Source organism: Kitasatospora sp. NPDC053308, assembly GCF_055585785.1.
Genome location: NZ_JBVJJY010000006.1, coordinates 116688 through 135394, shown reverse-complemented (window position 1 = coordinate 135394; position 18707 = coordinate 116688). Strand labels below are relative to the sequence as shown.

The window sequence follows — 18707 nt, the reverse complement described above, 5'->3', positions numbered from 1 at the left end:
TCAGCTTTCGGTGCGGTGGGACTGTCGGGGTGCGCGGGGCGCGGTCGTCTTGCCCGGGCGCCGCTGGGCGGGCTTGCGGGCGGCCGGGGAGGGCTCCTCGGCCTCCTGACGGGCGTCCCAGCGCTCGTAGGCGTCCACGATCCGGCCGACCAGCTTGTGGCGGACCACGTCGGTGCTGGTGAGGACGGAGAAGTGGATGTCGGGCACGTCGGCCAGGATCTCCTGGACGACCTTGAGGCCGCTCCTGGTGCCGCCCGGGAGGTCGATCTGGCTGGTGTCGCCGGTGACGACCACCCGGGAGTTGAACCCGAGGCGGGTGAGGAACATCTTCATCTGCTCGGGCGAGGTGTTCTGGGCCTCGTCGAGGATGATGAAGGCGTCGTTGAGGGTGCGGCCGCGCATGTACGCGAGCGGCGCGACCTCGATGGTGCCGGCCGCCATCAGGCGCGGGATGGAGTCCGGGTCCATCATGTCGTGCAGCGCGTCGTAGAGCGGGCGCAGGTACGGGTCGATCTTCTCGTAGAGGGTGCCGGGCAGGAAGCCCAGCCGCTCCCCCGCCTCGACCGCCGGACGGGTCAGGATGATCCGGTTGACCTCCTTGGCCTGCAGGGCCTGGACGGCCTTGGCCATCGCCAGGTAGGTCTTGCCGGTGCCGGCCGGGCCGAGGCCGAAGACGATCGTGTGCTTGTCGATCGCGTCGACGTAGCGCTGCTGGTTGAGGGTCTTGGGGCGGATCGTGCGGCCCCGGTTCGACAGGATGTTCGCGGTGAACACCTCGGACGGCGCCGGGCTGTCCGGGTCCTGCTCCTGGCTGCGGAGCATGGCGATGGAGCGCTCCACGGAGTCCTCCGTCAGGGGCTGGCCGGTGCGCAGCACCAGCATCATCTCGTTGAACAGCTTCTTGACGAGGGCGACCTCGGTCCGCTCCCCGGTGGCGGTCACCTCGTTGCCGCGGACGTGGATGTCGGCGGCGGGGAAGCCCCGCTCGATCACGCGCAGCAGCGAGTCCGCGGTGCCGAGCAGGGTGACCATCGGATGCTTCTCGGGGATGACGATCCGGGCGCTGACACGGCCGTCCTCGGCCGGTTCGGGGCGCGACTGTCCGTCGGTACGGGTCTGCGATGTGTCACTCATAGGTCGGCGCTGGGGCCTGCCTCATCCCATCCGTGGTGTCGTGTGCCGCTCGGTCTGTCCGGGGCACCAGGGTACGCCGCGAGCGTGATCGCCGCGGCGGGCGGCGGGGCCGCACCCGTCGATGCTGCGGCAGTTCGGGGGACGGCGCGAACCCTTTTTCCCGCGGGTACCCGGGACGGCCGGTCCCACCGCCGGGCGCCTCACGGCCGGCTGCGCGCGGGCACGGGCACCCGGGCGAGGTCGGCGGCCAGCACCAGCTCCCCGTCGAAGTGCTTGCGGGCGTCCGCGAGGTGCTGGCCGAGGTCCGGGTAGCGCTGGGAGAAGTGGGTCAGCACCAGGGTGCGCGCACCGGCCTCGGCGGCGACCTTGGCGGCCTGGCCCGCGGTGAGGTGGCCGTGCTCCTCGGCGAGGCGGGCGTCGGCGTCGGTGAAGGTGGCCTCGACGACCAGCAGGTCGGTGCCCTCGGCGAGCGCGTGCACGCCCTCGCAGAGCCGGGTGTCCATCACGAAGGCGAACCTCTGGCCCGGCCGGGGCTCGCTGACCTCGTCCAGGGTGACCCGGCGGCCGTTCACCTCGACCGCGCCCTCGTGCTGCAGGCGGCCCACCGCCGGGCCGCGGACGCCCAGCCGGGCGAGCCGCTCGGGCACCAGCCGGCGGCCGTCCGGCTCGGACAGCCGGTAGCCGAAGGACTCCACGGGGTGGTCCAGGCGCACCGCGTCCAGCGCGAAGCGGGCGCCGGGCGCGGGCAGCGGGCCCGGCTCGTCGATCGGCCGGGGCCGCAGGACGGCCGTCTCGTGGTAGGCGGTGGCGTGCCGCAGCCGCTCGAAGTAGACCTCGCCGGAGGCCGGGAAGTAGACGTCCACCGGATGCGGGACCCGGTCCAGGTTGATCCGCTGGATCACCCCCGCGAGGCCCAGGCAGTGGTCGCCGTGGAAGTGGGTGACGGCGATCCGGGTGATCTGGGTGGCCGTGACCCCGGCGTGCAGCATCTGGCGCTGGGTGCCCTCGCCGGGGTCGAACAGCAGGCCCTCGCCGTCCCAGCGCAGCAGGTAGCCGTTGTGGTTGCGGTGCCGGGTGGGCACCTGGCTGGCGGTGCCGAGGACGACGAGTTCGCGCTGGGACACCTGGGATCAGACCATGCTCTCGGTCATGTGCGTGCCGCCGAGCACGTGGACGTGGGCGTGGAAGACGGTCTGCCCGGCGCCCGCCCCGGTGTTGAAGATCAGCCGGTAGTCGGCGATGCCCTCGTCCTCGGCCACCCGGCCCGCCTCGGCGAGCAGCTCGCCGGCGACCTCCGGCTCGGCGGCGGCCAGCGCGGCCGCGTTCGGGTAGTGGGCGTGCGGGATCACCAGGACGTGCACGGGCGCCTTGGGGGCGATGTCGCGGAAGGCGAGGGTGCGCTCGGTCTTGCGCACGACCGTCGCCGGGATCTCGCCCGCCACGATCTTGCAGAACAGGCAGTCGGGCTGCGGCTCACCGGCCATCGGCTTCTCCTCGGGATCGGTGCGTCGGGTGGGTGGGGCCGTACGGGCGCAGCCTAGCCGAGCCCGGCCACGGCCTGCTGGTACTGCCGCAGGTGCTTCCAGCGCACCGCGCGCATGCCGACGACGTCGCCGTCGTCGGTGTCGTAGTCCTCGGTGAGGAAGGCGACGGCGAGGATGACGAAGCCGATCAGCCAGCGCCTGGTGAGCCGCCAGGTGTTGGGCCGCATCACGCCCTTGCGGCGCACCACCCGCATCGCCAGGATCCCCTTGCCGACGCTGAAGCCGGTCAGCCGGGCCAGCACCACCTGGTTGAGGAAGGACGCGAGGAGGCCGACGACGACCAGCGCCACGAAGTACGGCACCGCCGGGCCGCCGCTGTGCACGGTGTGCCCGGCCGCCTGCCGCACCTTCGGCCGGCCGGCGGCGTTGGCGGCGGCGAAGCCGAGGGTGACGGCGAACAGGAAGTCCAGCACGATCGCCAGGAAGCGCCGGCCGCCGCCCGCCTCCTTGGGGCACGGCGGCAACGCGGCGCGCTGCGGCCGCGGGGCCTGCTGCGCGTACGGCGGCTGCTGCGCCGAGGGGTGGGGGTACGGCTGCGGCTGCCCGTACGGCTGGGCCGGCTGCGGCGCGTACCCCTGCCCGTACCCCTGCCCGTGGCCCTGCGGCTGCCCGTACGGCGGGGGCGGCGGGTACGCCTGCGGCTGCGGCGGGGCCGGCGGTGGTGACTGCGGCTGTGCGTAAGGGTTCTGGCCGTACTGCGGCGGCGGGTAGCCCTGCGCCATGGTGGTTCCCCCGTGAGCTGTGGATCAAGAAACAGCCCCGCATCCTACCCAGGCCGCGGCACGGGAAGTCGGCCCGTCCGACTTCCCGTGCGGGCGCGGCCGTCAGCGCCAGGGCAGCGGCGGCGCCGTGCGGGCCGGGGTCTCGGCGAGCGCGGCCAGGGCGATCCGGACGCCCTCGGCCAGCTGCGGGTCCTCGCCGGCCGCCCAGTGGTGCGGGGCGATCGGCACCTCGACGTCCGGGTCGACGCCGTGGTTCTCCACGCCCCAGCCGTAGTTCTCCAGCCAGAACGCGTACTTGGGCTGGGTGACCAGGGTGCCGTCGACCAGCCGGTAGCGGCTGTCGATGCCGATCACCCCACCCCAGGTGCGGGTGCCGACGACCGGGCCGATGCCCAGCGCCTGGATGGCCGCGTTGACGATGTCGCCGTCCGAGCCGGAGTCCTGGTCGGCGAGCGCGACGACCGGCCCGCGCGGGGCGTCGCCGGGGTACGGGACCGGGCTGTCGGTGTCCCTGCTGACGTTCCAGCCGACGATCCGCCGGGCGAGCTTCTCGATCACCAGCTGCGAGGTGTGGCCGCCGCGGTTCTCCCGGATGTCGACGATCACGCCCTCCTTGGCCATCTCCGAGCGCAGGTCGCGGTGGATCTGGGCCCAGCCGGTGGTCTGCATGTCGGGGACGTGCAGGTAGCCGAGGCGCCCGCCGGACAGCTCGCGCACCGCGGCCCGCCGCCCGGACACCCAGTCGTGGTAGCGCAGCGCCTCGTCGTCGGCGAGCGGGACGACCACCGGGTGGCGCCGGTCGGTGCCGTCCTTGCCGGCCACGGTCAGCTCGACCGGCTGCCCGGCGGTGCCGGCCAGCAGCGGCGCCGGCCCGGTGACCGGGTCCACCGGGCGGCCGTCGACCGCCAGGACGGCGTCGCCGGGGCGGATCGCGGCGCCGGGCGCGGCCAGCGGCGAGCGGGCCCTCGGGTCGGAGGACTCCCCGGGCAGGATCCGGGCGATCCGCCACTGCCCGCCCTCCTTGACCAGGTCCGCGCCGAGCAGGCCCTGGCGCCGGGCGGGCTCGGTGTGCGGGCCGTACGGGACGACGTAGGCGTGCGAGGTGCCGAGTTCGCCGTGCACCTCCCACAGCAGGTCGATCAGGTCGTCGTGCGAGCCGACCCGCTCCACCAGCGGCCGGTAGCGCTCCAGGACGCCGGCCCAGTCGACGCCGGAGAGGTCGGGGCGCCAGAAGTTGTCGCGCATCAGCCGGCCGTTCTCGGCGTACATCTGCCGCCACTCGGCCGCCGGGTCGACGGTGACCCGCAGCCGGGCGAGGTCCACGGTGACCTCGTCGTCCTCGCCGCCGGCCTTGTGGTCGGCCGGGACGATCCGCAGCTCGCCCTCGTCCAGCACGGCGACCCGGCTGCCGTCCCCGCTGACCGCGAACCCGTCGACGTCGTGCACCAGTTGCTCGACCCGACGCTTCCGCAGGTCGAAGCGCTCCAGCACCGGCCGGGGCCGCTCGTCCTCCAACGAGGCCGCCTCGTCGCCGAGTTCGCCGAGCAGCGGGACCCTGGTCCACAGCACGCCGTCCTTGGCCGCCCGCAGGGTGCCGAACAGCCCGCCCTCCACCGGGAACGGGACGATCCGGTCCGCGATGCCGTCCAGGTCCACCCTGGTCACCGGCGCGGCCGCGTCGCCGCCCTCCTCGCCGTCCGCCTTCTTGGCCCGCGGCTCGTCCTCCTCCCCGCCGAGCGGTCGCCCGGCGCGCTGCGGCCCGAACGGGGACGGGGTGTCGGCGGCCAGCGTGATCAGGTACGGGCGGCAGCCGTTGGGGAAGGACAGGTCGAAGACGTGCGAGTCGTACACCGGGTCGAAGTTGCGCACCGACAGGAACGCCAGGTAGCGGCCGTCGGCGGTGAAGGCCGGCGAGGTGTCGATGAAGCGCTGCTGGGTCGCCTCGCTCACGGTGCGGGTGGCCAGGTTGGCCAGCACGATCTGGCGCAGCGAGTACGGGCCCAGCCCCGGCACCGGGCGCGACCACGCCAGCCAGGCCGAGTCCGGGCTGAACACCAGCCCGCTGACCTCGCCGTCGGTGCTGCGCTCCAGCTCGTGCACGGTGCCGTCGGCGAGCGTCACCAGCAGCACCCGGCCGTCGTGGACGCCGAGCGCGGCCTGCTTGCCGTCCGGGGAGACGGCCAGCGCGTTGACCCGGCCGAGCTGCCCGGCGGCCAGCCGGCGCCGCTCGGCGCCGTGCACGGCGGGCGCGTACTCCAGGCCGTCCTCGCCCTCGGCGTCGGACACCCACAGCACGCCCTGGGCGCCGTCCTCCCCCTGCACCACCCTGGCCAGGCGCCCGCGCACGCCCGGCGTCTCGTCCAGCACCCGGGCCGGGCCCTCGCGGTGGGTCAGCCAGTGCACGCTGCCGCGCACCACGACGGCGCCGGCCCGGCCGGTGCGGTCGGGGGCGACCGACTCCAGCCAGTGCGCGGCGGTCACCGGGCGGGGGCGGCGGCCGCTGCGCGGTCCGGCCAGCCGGACGTCCAGGCGGCGCGGCTCGGCGCCGGCCAGGTCCTCCAGCAGCCAGAGGTCACCGGCCCGGTGGTAGACCACCCGGGTGCCGTCGGTGGCGGCGTTGCGGGCGTAGAAGCCGTCCGCGCAGGTGGTGTGGCGGCGCAGGTCGGACCCGTCCGGGAGGCTGGACCACAGCTCGCCGACGCCCTCGTGGTCCGACAGGAAGGCGATCCGGGCGCCCGGTCCGCCGTCCGGACCGGCCACCCACAGCGGTGAGGACAGCTGGCCGTCCAACTCCTCGTGGACCCGGGCGAATTCGTCCCGGCCCAGCCACAGCTTGCCGGCCCGGCCGCCCCGGTAGCGCTTCCACCAGGCCGGTTCGGGGATCGCGGCGCTGGCCAGCAGCACCCGCTCGCCGCCCGGCTCGAAGGCGATCCCGCCGACCGGCCCGTACGGCAGCCGCACCGGCTCGCCGCCGTCCAGCGGCACCGCGTGCGCCCAGGTGCGGCGCAAGGTCGCCTGCCCGGCCGCGGTGGTGGCGACCGGGCGGCCGTCGGGCGTCCAGCCCTGCACCCGGGTCTGGCCGCCGCCCCAGTGGGTGAGCCGGCGGGACGGTCCGCCGTCCACCGGCACCACGTGCACCTCGGGCGCGCCGTCCCGGGTGGAGGTGAAGGCGATGTGCCGCCCGTCCGGGGAGAACCGGGGATCGTGCACCGGCCGGTGGTCGGCGGTGAGCCGCCAGGCCCGTCCGCCGTCCAGCGGGGCGAGCCAGAGGTCGTTCTCGGCGACGAAGGCGACCAGGTCGCCGTGCAGGTGGGGGTGGCGCAGGTAGGCGCCCGCGGAGGTGCTCAGGGAGTCCGTCACGCGGCCAGCGTAGGCACCCGCGCGGACGGGCCGCCGCGCTTTTCGGCAGAGTCGGGCTCCCCGGGCGAGCCCGCTGGACCCTCGCGCCGCGCCGTAGTACGGGCCGCTCCCGGGACGGTCCGGGGACGGTCCGGGCCAGGTCCTACGCCCAGCGGCCGGTGCGGCCCAGCAGCAGTGCCCCGGCGGCCACCCCGGCGGTGGAGGTGCGCAGCACCGAGGGGCCCAGACGGTACGGCTCGGCGCCCGCGGCGGCGAAGACGGCCAGCTCCTCGGGGGAGACCCCGCCCTCCGGGCCGACCACCAGCACCAGGTCCCCGTCCGCGGGCAGCGGGGCGTGCGCCAGCGGCTCGGCGCCCTCCTCGTGCAGGACGGCGGCGAACGCGGCGCCCGCCAGGAGCGGCGCCAGCTGCTTGGTGGTCATCGGGTCCCGCACCTCGGGGAAGCGCAGCCGACGGGACTGCTTGCCGGCCTCGCGGGCGGTGGCCCGCCACTTGGCGAGCGCCTTGGCGCCGCGCTCGCCCTTCCACTGGGTGATGCAGCGGGACGCCGACCAGGGGATCACCACGTCCACGCCGACCTCGGTCATGGTCTCCACGGCCAGCTCGCCGCGGTCGCCCTTGGGCAGCGCCTGGACGACGACGATCCGCGGCGCGGGCCGCGGCTCCCGGCGCACCGCGGCGACCGTCACGTCGACGGCGTCCTTGCCGAGCACCTCGGCGACCGTCCCGTCCACGCCGAGCCCCAGCCCGTCGGCCAGGGTGATCGCCTCGCCCGCCTCCAGCCGCTTCACCGCGGCGGCGTGCCGACCCTCCGGGCCGTCCAGGCGCACCACGCTGCCGGGCGCGGCGGCGGCGATCCGCTCGGTGTCGACGACGAAGACGGGCGCGGTCATGCGGAGGAACCTTTCCGGTGGGGGCCCCGCCGGCGCGCGGCCGCGGCGGGGAGGAGACGCGCAAGGGGTGCCGGGGGTCGGCCCCCGGCACCCCCGCGCGGACGGCTACCGGCCGTTGAAGGCGTCCTTCAGCCGGGAGAACAGGCCCTGCTGGCCCGGCGCGAACTGGCCGGAGGGCCGCTCCTCGCCGCGCAGCACCGCGAGGCGGCGCAGCAGCTCCTCCTGCTCGGCGTCGAGCTTGGTGGGCGTCTTCACCTCGACGTGCACTATCAGGTCGCCCCGGCCGCCCCCGCGCAGGTGGGTGATGCCCCGGCCGTGCAGCGGGATCGACTGGCCGGACTGGGTGCCGGGCCGGATGTCGACCTCCTCCAGGCCGTCCAGGGTCTGCAGCGGCACCTGGGTGCCGAGCGCGGCCGCCGTCATCGGGATGGTGACGGTGCAGTGCAGGTCGTCCCCGCGCCGCTGGAAGATCGTGTGGGTGGTCTCGGCGATCTCGACGTACAGGTCGCCGGCCGGGCCGCCGCCGGGGCCGACCTCGCCCTCGCCGGCCAGCTGGATCCGGGTGCCGTTGTCGACACCGGCCGGGATCTTCACGGTCAGCGTGCGGCGGGCGCGGACCCGGCCGTCGCCCGCGCACTCCGGGCACGGGGTCGGCACGACGGTGCCGAAGCCCTGGCACTGCGGGCAGGGGCGGGAGGTCATGACCTGGCCCAGGAAGGACCGGGTGACCTGGGAGACCTCGCCCTTGCCGCGGCACATGTCACAGGTCTGCGCGGAGGTGCCGGGGGCCGCGCCCTCGCCGCTGCAGGTGGTGCAGGTGACGGCGGTGTCGACCTGGAGCTCCTTGGTGGTGCCGAACGCGGCCTCCTCCAGGGTGATCTCCAGCCGGATCATGGCGTCCTGGCCCCGGCGGGTGCGCGAGCGCGGGCCGCGCTGGCCGGCCGCGGCGCCGAAGAAGGCGTCCATGATGTCGGAGAAGCCGAAGCCCGCCGCACCGGCCCCGAAGCCGCCCGCACCGCCACCGCCGCCCGGGGACAGCGGGTCCCCGCCGAGGTCGTAGACCTGGCGCTTCTGCGGGTCGGAGAGCACCTCGTAGGCGGCGTTGATCTCCTTGAACCGCTCCTGCGTCTTCGGGTCCGGGTTGACGTCCGGGTGCAGTTCGCGTGCCAGGCGCCGGAACGCCTTCTTGATCTCGTCCTGCCCCGCATCCCGTCGGACGCCGAGTACCGCGTAGTAGTCCGTGGCCACCAAATGCTCCGCTTGTTCCGCCTGTAGTAGTGCTGCGACTGGTCACCGCGCGTCACCGGTGGGGCGCGCGGTCGTATTGCTACGACTCGGCCAGGATCTGGCCCACGTACCGCGCCACCGCCCGCACCGCCCCCATTGTGCCCGGGTAGTCCATCCGGGTCGGGCCGATCACGCCCAGCTTGGCCACGCTCTCGTCCCCCGAACCGTAACCGACCGAGACGACCGAGGTGGAAATCAGCCCCTCGTAGGCGTTCTCCCGCCCGATCCGGACCGTCATCGCGGCGTCGTTGGTCTCACCCAGGAGGCGGAGCAGGATGACCTGCTCCTCCAGCGCCTCCAGCACCGGCTGGATGGTGAGCGGGAAGTCGTGGCCGAAGCGGGTCAGGTTGGCCGTGCCGGCCAGCATGATCCGCTCCTCGTTCTGCTCCGCGAGCGTCTCGAACAGCGTCGCCAGGACGGTGGCCACGATCGGCCGGTCGGCCTCCTCGAACGTCGCCGGGAGCTCCTCCAGCAGCCCCGGGACCTCCGGCAGGAGGCGGCCGGCCGCCCTGGCGTTGAGCGCCGTGCGCAGGTCCGCCAGGACGGTCTCGCCGACCGTGCCCGGGCAGTCGACCATCCGCTGCTCGACCCGGCCGGTGTTGGTGATCAGCACCAGCATCACCTTCGCCGGGGCCAGCGCCACCAGCTCGATGTGCCGCACCGTGGAGCGCGTCAGCGAGGGGTACTGGACCACCGCGACCTGCCGGGTCAGCTGGGCGAGCAGCCGCACGGTGCGCGCCACCACGTCGTCCAGGTCGACCGCGCCGTCCAGGAAGTGCCGGATCGCCCGGCGCTCGGGGGCGCTCATCGGCTTGATCTCGGCGAGCTTGTCGACGAAGAGGCGGTACCCCTTGTCGGTCGGGATGCGCCCCGCACTGGTGTGCGGCTGGTGGATGTAGCCCTCCTCCTCCAGCGCCGCCATGTCGTTGCGGACCGTCGCCGGCGAGACCCCGAGGTTGTGCCGCTCCACCAGGGCCTTGGAGCCGACCGGCTCCTCGGTGCCGACGTAGTCCTGCACGATCGCACGGAGCACGGCGAGCTTGCGATCGTCCAGCTGGCGGACCTCACCGGCCATGGGGCACGCACCTCCGTCTTCGCACGTTGTCCGTCTGTGTCCCTCTGGTACTGCCTGTCCTGGCGGGGGCCGCTCCGGGAGGCCCCGCCCTTGGCACTCTGAACACGCGAGTGCCAAAACCGTACCTGCCAGTGTAAGGCCCGGGTCCTACGGCAGGAACGGCCCGACCGGGGTGATCCTTCCCGCAGTTCCGGGTACGGCCCGCACGGCGGCGACCGTTCACGGTTCCCGGGCGCGGGGGTGGTGCCCCCGGGCCGTCCGGGTGGCAGCATCGAAGGCGACGGCGAATGGAGGAGCAAGCGATGTCGAGCTCGGGCCAGCACACCCGCTTCGCACCCGATCGCGGCCTGACCGGCCGCATGGTCGCGACGATGTTCGTGATCGGGCTGCTGTACGTCGGTTTCACCGGTCTGCTGATCGCGCTGCTGCGCGGCGCCTGGCCGCTCATCGTCCTGATCTCCGGCGGGCTGTTCGTGGCCCAGTTCTGGTTCAGCGACAAGATCACCGAACGGGCGATGGGCGCCCACCAGGTGTCCCCGGAGGAGTTCCCCCAGCTGCACGGCACGATCGACCGGCTCTGCGCCCTGGCCGACATGCCCAAACCCCGCGTGGCGGTCGCCGACAACGACATGCCCAACGCCTTCGCCACCGGCCGCAACCCGCAGAACGCGGTGGTCTGCGTGACCACCGGCCTGCTGCGCCGGCTGGAGCCGGAGGAACTGGAGGGCGTCCTCGCGCACGAGCTGTCCCACGTCGCCCACCGGGACGTCGCGGTGATGACCATCGCCGGCTTCCTCGGGGTGCTCGCCGGCGCGATGACCAGGATCGCCGTGTACGGCGGCTTCATGGGCGGCGGCCGCAACAACAACGACCAGAACGCGGCCATCGTCGCGCTGCTCATCCCGCTGGTCTCGATGGTCGTCTACGCGATCAGCTTCCTGCTCACCCGGCTGCTCTCCCGCTACCGCGAGCTGGCCGCGGACCGCGCCGCCGCCCAGCTCACCGGACGGCCCAGCGCCCTCGCCTCCGCCCTGACCAAGGTGACCGGACAGATCGCCGCCATCCCCAGCAAGGACCTGCGCCAGGCGCAGCCGTACAACGCCTTCTACTTCGCCCCCGCGCTGAGCGCCCGGGAGACCGCCTCGCAGCTGCTGTCCACGCACCCGACGCTGGAGAAGCGGCTGGAGCAGCTGGCGAGGATCTCCGCGCAGCTCGGCCGCTGAGCCCGAGCCCCTCGCGGTGACCGACCCGATGACGTGACCGACCCGATGACGTGACCGACCCGATGACGTGACCCGAGAGGACCGCCGTGGGATTCCTGGACGCCCTGTTCGGCCGCACCAAGCCCGTCAGGCCCGACCTCGACCAGCTGTTCGGCGTGCCGTCCGCCGCGCTCACCCTGGAGGCCGGCGCCGGCTTCACCCCGACCGGGCTCGGCTCGGTGTGCTTCGCGGCCGTCGAGGGCGCCGCCTTCGTCCAGGTCGAACAGCAGGTGCGGGCCCTGCTGGACGCCGACACCGAGCGCGGCGGCGTCCCGGTGGAGGCCTCCAAGGACGACTACGGGTACTCCTGGCTGCTCGCCCGGCACACCCCCGAGGAGCTGCCGGAGCTGGTCAACGACCTGCACGCGGTCAACAGCGAGCTGGAGGCGAACGGCTTCGGGCCGCAGCTGCTCTGCTCGCTGGTGGGCTTCCGCGACGCCGAGGGGCAGTCGCTGGCGCTGGTCTACCTCTACAAGCGCGGCACCTTCTACCCCTTCGCCCCGGTGCCCGGTGGCGGGGAGAAGCGCAACAGCCCGCTGGAGCTGCAGGTCAACGCGATGCTGGGGAACGACCTGCGGCTGGAGAAGGACCTGAGCCGCTGGTTCCCGGTGTGGGGCGCGCCGGGCCTCTGACGGCCCGTCCGCCGTCCCTATGATCACCCGTATGCGCAGCCGCCAGTACGGACCCGACCTGACCCCGCCGTGGAAGAAGCGGACGCCCGCCCCGGAGGTGCCCGCCGAGCGGGACCTGGTGGTCGAGGAGGCCACGACCGGCTTCTGCGGGGCGGTGGTGCGCTGCGAGAAGACCGCCGAGGGGTTCACCGTCACCCTGGAGGACCGCTTCGGCAAGCACCGGGTCTTCCCGCTGGTCCCGCGCGGCTTCCTGCTGGAGGGCCGGGTCGTCACCCTGGTCCGCCCCGCCGGCCCGGCGGCCCCCCGCACCCCGGCCCGCACCGCCTCCGGCTCGATCGCCGTGCCCGGCGCCCGCGCCAGGGTCGCCCGCGAGTCGCGGATCTACGTCGAGGGCCGCCACGACGCCGAACTGGTCGAGCGGGTCTGGGGCGACGACCTGCGCGTCGAGGGCGTCGTCGTGGAGTACCTGCGCGGCATCGACGACCTGCCGGCGATCGTCGCCGACTTCGCCCCCGGCCCCGGCCGCCGCCTCGGCGTCCTGGTCGACCACCTGCTCCCCGGCACCAAGGAGCACCGCATCGCCGCCCAGGTCACCGGGGAGTCGGTGCTCGTCGTCGGCCACCCCTACATCGACGTCTGGCAGGCCGTGAAGCCCGCCTCCGTCGGCATCCCCGCCTGGCCCGCCGTGCCGCGCGGCGAGGACTGGAAGGAGGGCACCTGCCGCCGCCTCGGCTGGCCGGTGGACACCCCGGCGGCCTGGAAGCACATCCTGTCGAAGGTGGACAGCTACAAGGACCTGGAGCCCGAACTGCTGGGCCGGGTGGAGGAGTTGATCGACTTCGTAGCCCTGCCGGGTCAGGAGTAGGTCCGGAACTCCGAGGTGTCGAGCGTGATGCCGAGCAGATCCAGCGGGACGGGCTCGCCGAACTTGGCGGTGCGCTCCACGGCGTAGTCCGGCAGCCCCGACGCGGCCGATCGACCGGGTTCGGTGAGCAGCACGCAGAGCCCCTTGATCGGGTCGACGATCAGGTAGGCGGGAATCGGGCCCTCGGCATACAGCTCCCGCTTGGTCCGGTAGTCGCGGAGCACGCTGGTCTTCGACACCACCTCGACCACCAGAGTGACCGCAGGTGCCGGCAGCAACCGGCCGCTCTCTTCGACCGCCCCACGCTCGAACACGACCAGGTCCGGCTGGGGCTCGCTGGCATCGCCGGAAAAAGCCAGATCCTGAGTGGTCAGAGCATTCCACCGGGCGTACGGAGCCTGGTGCTGGATGGCCCGGATGATGAGGTTGTGGACCATGTCCGGCCCGGCCGTCATCACGATTTCCCCCCTGATGAGCTCGGCCTTGAAGCCTTCGGGGACCTCCAGGTTCTCGAAGATCCCCGTCACCCGGTCATCGATGGCGGTCATTGCGCGCTCCCTCCGACGGCTGACACCACGTTAACGACACTCAGTCCACCAGGTCACGTACGACGGCGTCCGCCAGCAGCCTCCCCTGGAGGGTGAGCGCGGCGCGGCCGTCGGCGTACGGCCCGGGGGCGAGCAGGCCGTCGGCGAGGGCGCGGGCGGCGGCCTCGCGGCCGGTGCCGGTGAGCAGGTCGAGGGAGACGCCGTCGACCAGGCGCAGTTCCAGCAGGATGCGCTCCACCCGGCGGTCCTCCTCCTCGAGGACCTCGCGGCCCAGCGCCGGGGTGCGGCCCTCGGCGAGGGCCCGGGCGTAGGCGGCGGGGTGCTTGGCGTTCCACCAGCGGACGCCGCCGACGTGGCTGTGGGCGCCGGGGCCCGCGCCCCACCAGTCGGCGCCGGTCCAGTACAGCTCGTTGTGGCGGCAGCGGCCCTCGGGGGTGGTGGCCCAGTTCGAGACCTCGTACCAGGAGTAGCCGGCGGCGGCGAGCGCCTCCTCGGCGATCAGGTAGCGGTCGGCGTGCACGTCGTCGTCGATCATCGGCAGTTCGCCGCGCTTGACCCGGGCGGCCAGCCGGGTGCCCTCCTCGACGATCAGGGAGTACGCGGAGACGTGGTCCGGCCCGGCGCCGATGGCGGCGTCCAGGGAGGCCCGCCAGTCGTCGTCGGACTCGCCCGGGGTGCCGTAGATCAGGTCGAGGTTGACGTGCTCGAACCCGGCCGCGCGGGCCTCGGCCACGCAGGCCTCGGGGCGGCCCGGGGTGTGGTGGCGGTCGAGCAGCCGCAGCACGTGCGGGCGGGCGCTCTGCATGCCGAAGGAGATCCGGTTGTAGCCGCCCTCGCGCAGCTCGGCCAGGTACGCCGGGTCGACCGACTCCGGGTTGGCCTCGGTGGTGACCTCGGCGTCGTCGGCGAGCCCGAACTCCTCGCGGATCGCGGCGAGCATCTTCACCAGGTCCCGGGCGGGCAGCAGGGTGGGCGTGCCGCCGCCGAGGAACACCGTCCGCACGGGCAGGTCGGCGTCCCCCAGCACCTTCCGGGCCAGCCGGACCTCGGCGACCACGTTGTCCGCGTACGTCTCCTGGGAGGCGACGGCCCCGGAGGAGCGCAGCTCGGTGGCGGTGTAGGTGTTGAAGTCGCAGTAGCCGCAGCGGCTGGCGCAGTACGGCACGTGCAGGTAGAAACCGAACGGCCGGCCGCCGAGCCCGTCGAGGGCGTGCGCGGGCAGGGAACCGTCGGACGGCACCGGTTCGCCGTCGGGGAGTGCGGAGGGCATGACCCCATTGTCCCGTACGGCTCACCCGAACCGGTGAGCCGTACGGGAGCGGGGCGGATCAGGCCTCGTTGGCGCCCGCGTACATCGCGGTGACCGCGTCCGCGTAGGTCCGCTCGACCACCGGGCGCTTGATCTTCAGGCTCGGCGTGAGCTCGCCGTGCTCGATGTCGAGGTCGCGCGGCAGCAGGTGGAACTTCTTGATCGTCTGCCAGCGCTGCAGCCCCGCGTTGAGCCGCTTCACGAAGCCCTCGATCAGCTCGTGGACGGCCGGCTCGGCGGCCAGCTCCGCGTACGACTTGCCGGCCAGGCCGTGCTCGGCGGCCCACGGCAGCAGGACCGACTCGTCCAGGCCGATCAGCGCGGTGCAGTAGTTGCGGCCGTTGCCGATCACCAGGATGTTGCTGACGAACGGGCAGATCGCCTTGAACTTGCCCTCCACCTCGCTGGGCGCCACGTACTTGCCGCCGGAGGTCTTGAACAGGTCCTTCTTGCGGTCGGTGATCCGCAGGAAGCCGTCCGCGCTGAGCTCGCCGATGTCCTCGGTGTGGAACCAGCCGTCCGCCTCCAGCACCTCGGCGGTCTTCTCCGGCAGGTTGTGGTAGCCGCGCATGACGCCCGGGCCGCGCAGCAGGATCTCGCCGTCCTCGGCGATCCGCACCTCGGTGCCGGGCAGCGGCCGGCCCACCGTGCCGATCCGCACGTCCTCCTCCCGGTTGACGCAGGAACCGGCGCTGGTCTCGCTCAGGCCGTAGCCCTCCAGGATCGGCACGCCGGCGCCGAGGAAGAAGAAGCCGATCTCCGGGGCCAGCGCGGCGCTGCCGGAGACCGCGCCGCGCAGCCGCCCGCCGAACGCCGCCCTGATCTTCGCGTAGACCAGCCGGTCCGCCAGCGCGTGCTGCACCCGCAGGCCCAGCGGGGCGGTGCCGGTGCCGGTGGCGACCCGGCTCTCCTGGACCGCCCGGGCGTGCTCGCGCGCGACCCTGGCGGCCCACAGGAAGATCTTGTACTTGGCGCCGCCCTCGGCCCGGGCCTTGCCCGCGATGCCGTTGTAGACCTTCTCGAAGATGCGCGGCGCCGAGGCCATGATCGTCGGCCGGATCACCGGCAGGTTGTGGATGATCCGGTCCACCCGGCCGTCCACCGCCATCACGTGCCCGGTCGCGATCTGCCCGGAGATCAGCGTCTTGCCGAACACGTGCGACAGCGGCAGCCACATGAACTGCACGTCGTCGGAGCGCAGCAGCCCGCTGGACTCCTGCGCCCGGCCCTCGTACGCCCAGCAGTCGTGCACCAGGCGCACGCCCTTCGGGCGGCCGGTGGTGCCGGAGGTGTAGATCAGGGTCGCCAGCTGCTCCTTGCCGAGCCCGTCGACGGCCTTCTCCACCGCGTCCGGGTGCTGCTCCAGGTACTCGGTGCCCCGGCGCTCCAGCTCGGCGAGGGTGATCACGTCCAGGCCGGGCGCCTCCGGGGCCCCGTCCGGGGCGTCGAAGAGGATCACGGTGCGCAGCCCGGGCAGCCGGTCGAGCTGCTCGACGGCCTTGGCCAGCTGGGCGGCGTTCTCCGCGAACAGCGCCCGGGAGCCGGAGTCGGACAGGATGAAGGCGGTCTCGTCCGCGTTGGTGCTCGGGTAGACGGTCGTGATCGCGGCGCCCGCGCACATGGCGCCCAGGTCCGTGATGATCCACTCGATCCGGGTGGAGGAGGCCAGGGCGACCCGGTCCTCCGGCTGGATTCCGAGCGCCATCAGGCCGGCCGCCACCGCCTTCACCCGGGTCGCGGTCTGCGCCCAGGTCAGCGAACGCCACTGCTCGGCGCCGGGCGCGCCGTCCGCGGCGTGCTCGTCGACCGGGGCGGGGTGGCGGTAGGCCTCGGCGTTCGGGGTCGCGGCGACCCGCTCCAGGAACAGGTGGGCGACGGAGGCGGGGCGCCCGGCGACGAGGTCGGGCCTGCCGGAGTCGATCAGGGACTGCGCGGAACTCAACGAGGACCTCCGGGGGCGGGTGGCCGTCTGAGGGAATGTCGCGGCGGCCGTGGGGGCGGTCGCCGGGCCCCGGTTCACCTGAACGGTACCGGTCAGTAACAAGGGGGCAACCAGCAGCCTAGGGGGAAACCGGTCATTCCGTAAGGGGGCGGAGCCGGTCGGCACGCCCCCACCGCCGGGGTGACCGCCCCGCGGGGCGCGCCGCACCGGCCGGCACACCCCGTGAGGCGCCCCGGGCGAAGCACGGACGAACTGCGCGCCGAACCGCCCGGCGACCAATCGGACCGTACGGCAAAAGCCCGGCAAACCTCCGGTTCCCGCACGCCGAATGGCCTGTACGACGCTACAGAACACCGAGAATTGGGGTGCGAACCCGACCGGCGACGACAAGAGTGTGCTAGTGCTGATCAGACTGCTGCGGGCGTACCTGCGCCCCTACTCCCGACCGATCACCCTGCTGGTGACCCTCCAGCTGGTGTCCACCCTCGCGGCGCTCTACCTGCCGACACTCAACGCCGACATCATCGACGACGGCGTGGTCAAGGGCGACACCGGCTACATCCTGCGCATCGGCGCGGTGATGATCGGCGTCACGCTCGTCCAGGCGGCCTGCTCCATCGGCGCCGTCTACATCGGCGCCCGCGTCGCCATGGCCTTCGGCCGGGACGTCCGCGCCGCCGTCTTCGACCGCGTGCAGAGCTTCTCCGCCCGCGAAGTCGGCCAGTTCGGCGCCCCCTCCTTGATCACCCGCACCACCAACGACGTCCAGCAGGTCCAGATGCTCGCCCTGATGAGCTTCACCCTCATGGTCGCCGCCCCCATCATGTGCGTCGGCGGCATCATCATGGCGCTCAACCAGGACGTCCCGCTGTCCGGCCTGCTGCTCGCCGTCATCCCCGCCCTCGCCGTCGTCGTCATCCTCCTGGTCCGCGCGCTGCGCCCCCAGTTCCGCAGCATGCAGGAGCGCATCGACACCGTGAACCGCGTCCTGCGCGAACAGATCACCGGCATCCGCGTCATCCGCGCCTTCGTCAAGGACGACCAGGAGCAGGCCCGCTTCGCCGGCGCCAACGAGGACCTCACCGCCGTCGCCCGCCGCGTCGGCCGGCTGATGGCCGTCATGTTCCCGGCCGTCATGCTCGTCGTGAACGTCTCCAGCGTCGCCGTGCTCTGGTTCGGCGCCCACCGCATCGACAGCCACGACATGGAGATCGGCGGACTCACCGCCTTCCTCTCCTACCTCATGCAGATCCTGATGAGCGTCATGATGGCCACCTTCATGTTCATGATGGTGCCCCGCGCCGAAGTCTGCGCCGAGCGCGTCCAGGAGGTCCTCGCCACCCACTCCAGCGTCGTCCCGCCCGCCGAACCCGTCACCGAGGTCCTGCGCCGCGGCAACCTCGAACTGCGCGACGTCGACTTCCGCTACCCCGGCGCCGAAGCCTCCGTCCTGCGCGGCATCGACCTCACCGCCCGCCCCGGCGAGACCACCGCCATCATCGGCTCCACCGGCAGCGGCAAGTCCACCCTCCTCGGCCTCGTCCCCCGGCTCTTCGACGCCACCTCCGGCCAGGTCCTCCTCGACGGCGTCGACGTCCGCGAACTCGCCGCCGACACCATCGCCGAGACCGTCGGCATCGTCCCCCAGAAGCCCTACCTCTTCAGCGGCACCGTCGCCAGCAACCTCCGCTACGGCCGGCCCGACGCCACCGACGAGGAACTCTGGCACGCCCTGGAGATCGCCCAGGCCAAGGACTTCGTCGAAAAACTCCCCGAAGGCCTCGACGCCCCCATCGCCCAGGGCGGCAGCAACGTCTCCGGCGGCCAGCGCCAACGCCTCGCCATCGCCCGCGCCCTGGTCCGCAAACCCTCCGTCTACCTCTTCGACGACTCCTTCTCCGCGCTCGACTACGCCACCGACGCCAGACTGCGCAAGGCCCTCTCCCGCGAGACCGCCGACGCCACCGTCCTCATCGTCGCCCAGCGCGTGTCCACCATCCGCGACGCCGACCGCATCATCGTCCTCGACGAAGGCGCCGTCGTCGGCACCGGCACCCACCACGAACTGATGGCCGACAACCCGACGTACCGGGAGATCGTGCTCTCCCAGCTCACCGAGCAGGAGGCGGCGTGAC

At 73.3% G+C, this 18707-nt stretch carries 15 protein-coding genes; 4 read left to right on the top strand and 11 right to left on the bottom strand.

Features of this window, described 5'->3' with window-relative positions:
- The 8 genes from ACZ6Y7_RS16020 to hrcA form a co-directional block, all read right to left on the bottom strand.
- A complete protein-coding gene (locus ACZ6Y7_RS16020) occupies positions 1-1032 on the bottom strand; it encodes a PhoH family protein (protein WP_465758782.1) in 1032 nt (343 codons plus the stop codon).
- Positions 1033-1334: 302 nt separating this feature from the next.
- The gene (locus tag ACZ6Y7_RS16015) at positions 1335-2258 is read right to left on the bottom strand and encodes a ribonuclease Z (protein WP_465758488.1); all 924 of its coding nucleotides are present in this window, start codon (positions 2256-2258) and stop codon (positions 1335-1337) included.
- Positions 2259-2264: 6 nt separating this feature from the next.
- Positions 2265-2618 carry a histidine triad nucleotide-binding protein gene (locus ACZ6Y7_RS16010; protein WP_465758487.1) on the bottom strand — a complete coding sequence of 118 codons (354 nt, stop codon included), beginning with the start codon at positions 2616-2618 and terminating at the stop codon, positions 2265-2267.
- A 53-nt stretch (positions 2619-2671) separates the two neighbouring features.
- On the bottom strand, positions 2672-3400 hold the full coding sequence (locus ACZ6Y7_RS16005) for an RDD family protein (protein ID WP_465758486.1): 729 nt from the start codon (positions 3398-3400) through the stop codon (positions 2672-2674).
- A 102-nt stretch (positions 3401-3502) separates the two neighbouring features.
- Positions 3503-6760, bottom strand: coding sequence for a S41 family peptidase (locus ACZ6Y7_RS16000; protein WP_465758485.1), 3258 nt, complete (start codon positions 6758-6760; stop codon positions 3503-3505).
- A 142-nt stretch (positions 6761-6902) separates the two neighbouring features.
- Positions 6903-7652: a 16S rRNA (uracil(1498)-N(3))-methyltransferase gene (locus ACZ6Y7_RS15995; RefSeq protein WP_465758484.1), complete on the bottom strand. Its 750-nt coding sequence runs from the start codon at positions 7650-7652 to the stop codon at positions 6903-6905.
- Positions 7653-7757: 105 nt separating this feature from the next.
- Entirely contained in the window at positions 7758-8900 is a 1143-nt protein-coding gene (gene dnaJ, locus ACZ6Y7_RS15990; RefSeq protein ID WP_465758483.1) for a molecular chaperone DnaJ, read from the bottom strand.
- A gap of 79 nt (positions 8901-8979) precedes the next feature.
- Complete coding sequence (hrcA, locus tag ACZ6Y7_RS15985) at positions 8980-10014, bottom strand: heat-inducible transcriptional repressor HrcA (protein WP_465758482.1); 1035 nt, start codon at positions 10012-10014, stop codon at positions 8980-8982.
- A 302-nt stretch (positions 10015-10316) separates the two neighbouring features.
- Between hrcA and htpX the strand changes: the two genes are divergently transcribed.
- The 3 genes from htpX to ACZ6Y7_RS15970 all read left to right on the top strand — a co-directional run bounded on the left by htpX (position 10317) and on the right by ACZ6Y7_RS15970 (position 12773).
- Positions 10317-11237 (top strand): zinc metalloprotease HtpX, encoded by a 921-nt coding sequence (gene htpX / locus ACZ6Y7_RS15980; protein ID WP_465758481.1) that lies wholly within the window; start codon positions 10317-10319, stop codon positions 11235-11237.
- 86 nt (positions 11238-11323) lie between these two features.
- A complete protein-coding gene (pspAB, locus tag ACZ6Y7_RS15975) occupies positions 11324-11908 on the top strand; it encodes a PspA-associated protein PspAB (protein ID WP_465758480.1) in 585 nt (194 codons plus the stop codon).
- A gap of 31 nt (positions 11909-11939) precedes the next feature.
- Positions 11940-12773: a DUF3097 domain-containing protein gene (locus ACZ6Y7_RS15970; protein WP_465758479.1), complete on the top strand. Its 834-nt coding sequence runs from the start codon at positions 11940-11942 to the stop codon at positions 12771-12773.
- Here the strand turns inward: ACZ6Y7_RS15970 and ACZ6Y7_RS15965 are convergent.
- The 3 genes from ACZ6Y7_RS15965 to ACZ6Y7_RS15955 are packed head-to-tail and all read right to left on the bottom strand — an operon-like array spanning position 12764 to position 16572.
- Positions 12764-13321, bottom strand: coding sequence for a Uma2 family endonuclease (locus ACZ6Y7_RS15965; RefSeq protein ID WP_465758478.1), 558 nt, complete (start codon positions 13319-13321; stop codon positions 12764-12766). The genes ACZ6Y7_RS15970 and ACZ6Y7_RS15965 overlap by 10 nt on opposite strands.
- Before the next feature lie 40 nt (positions 13322-13361).
- Positions 13362-14591: a radical SAM family heme chaperone HemW gene (hemW, locus tag ACZ6Y7_RS15960; RefSeq protein WP_465758477.1), complete on the bottom strand. Its 1230-nt coding sequence runs from the start codon at positions 14589-14591 to the stop codon at positions 13362-13364.
- 58 nt (positions 14592-14649) lie between these two features.
- Positions 14650-16572 (bottom strand): AMP-dependent synthetase/ligase, encoded by a 1923-nt coding sequence (locus tag ACZ6Y7_RS15955; RefSeq protein ID WP_465758476.1) that lies wholly within the window; start codon positions 16570-16572, stop codon positions 14650-14652.
- A 400-nt stretch (positions 16573-16972) separates the two neighbouring features.
- On the opposite strand from ACZ6Y7_RS15955, the gene ACZ6Y7_RS15950 reads away from it, so the two are divergent.
- Positions 16973-18706 carry an ABC transporter ATP-binding protein gene (locus ACZ6Y7_RS15950; protein ID WP_465758475.1) on the top strand — a complete coding sequence of 578 codons (1734 nt, stop codon included), beginning with the start codon at positions 16973-16975 and terminating at the stop codon, positions 18704-18706.
- Position 18707: the final 1 nt, after the last annotated feature.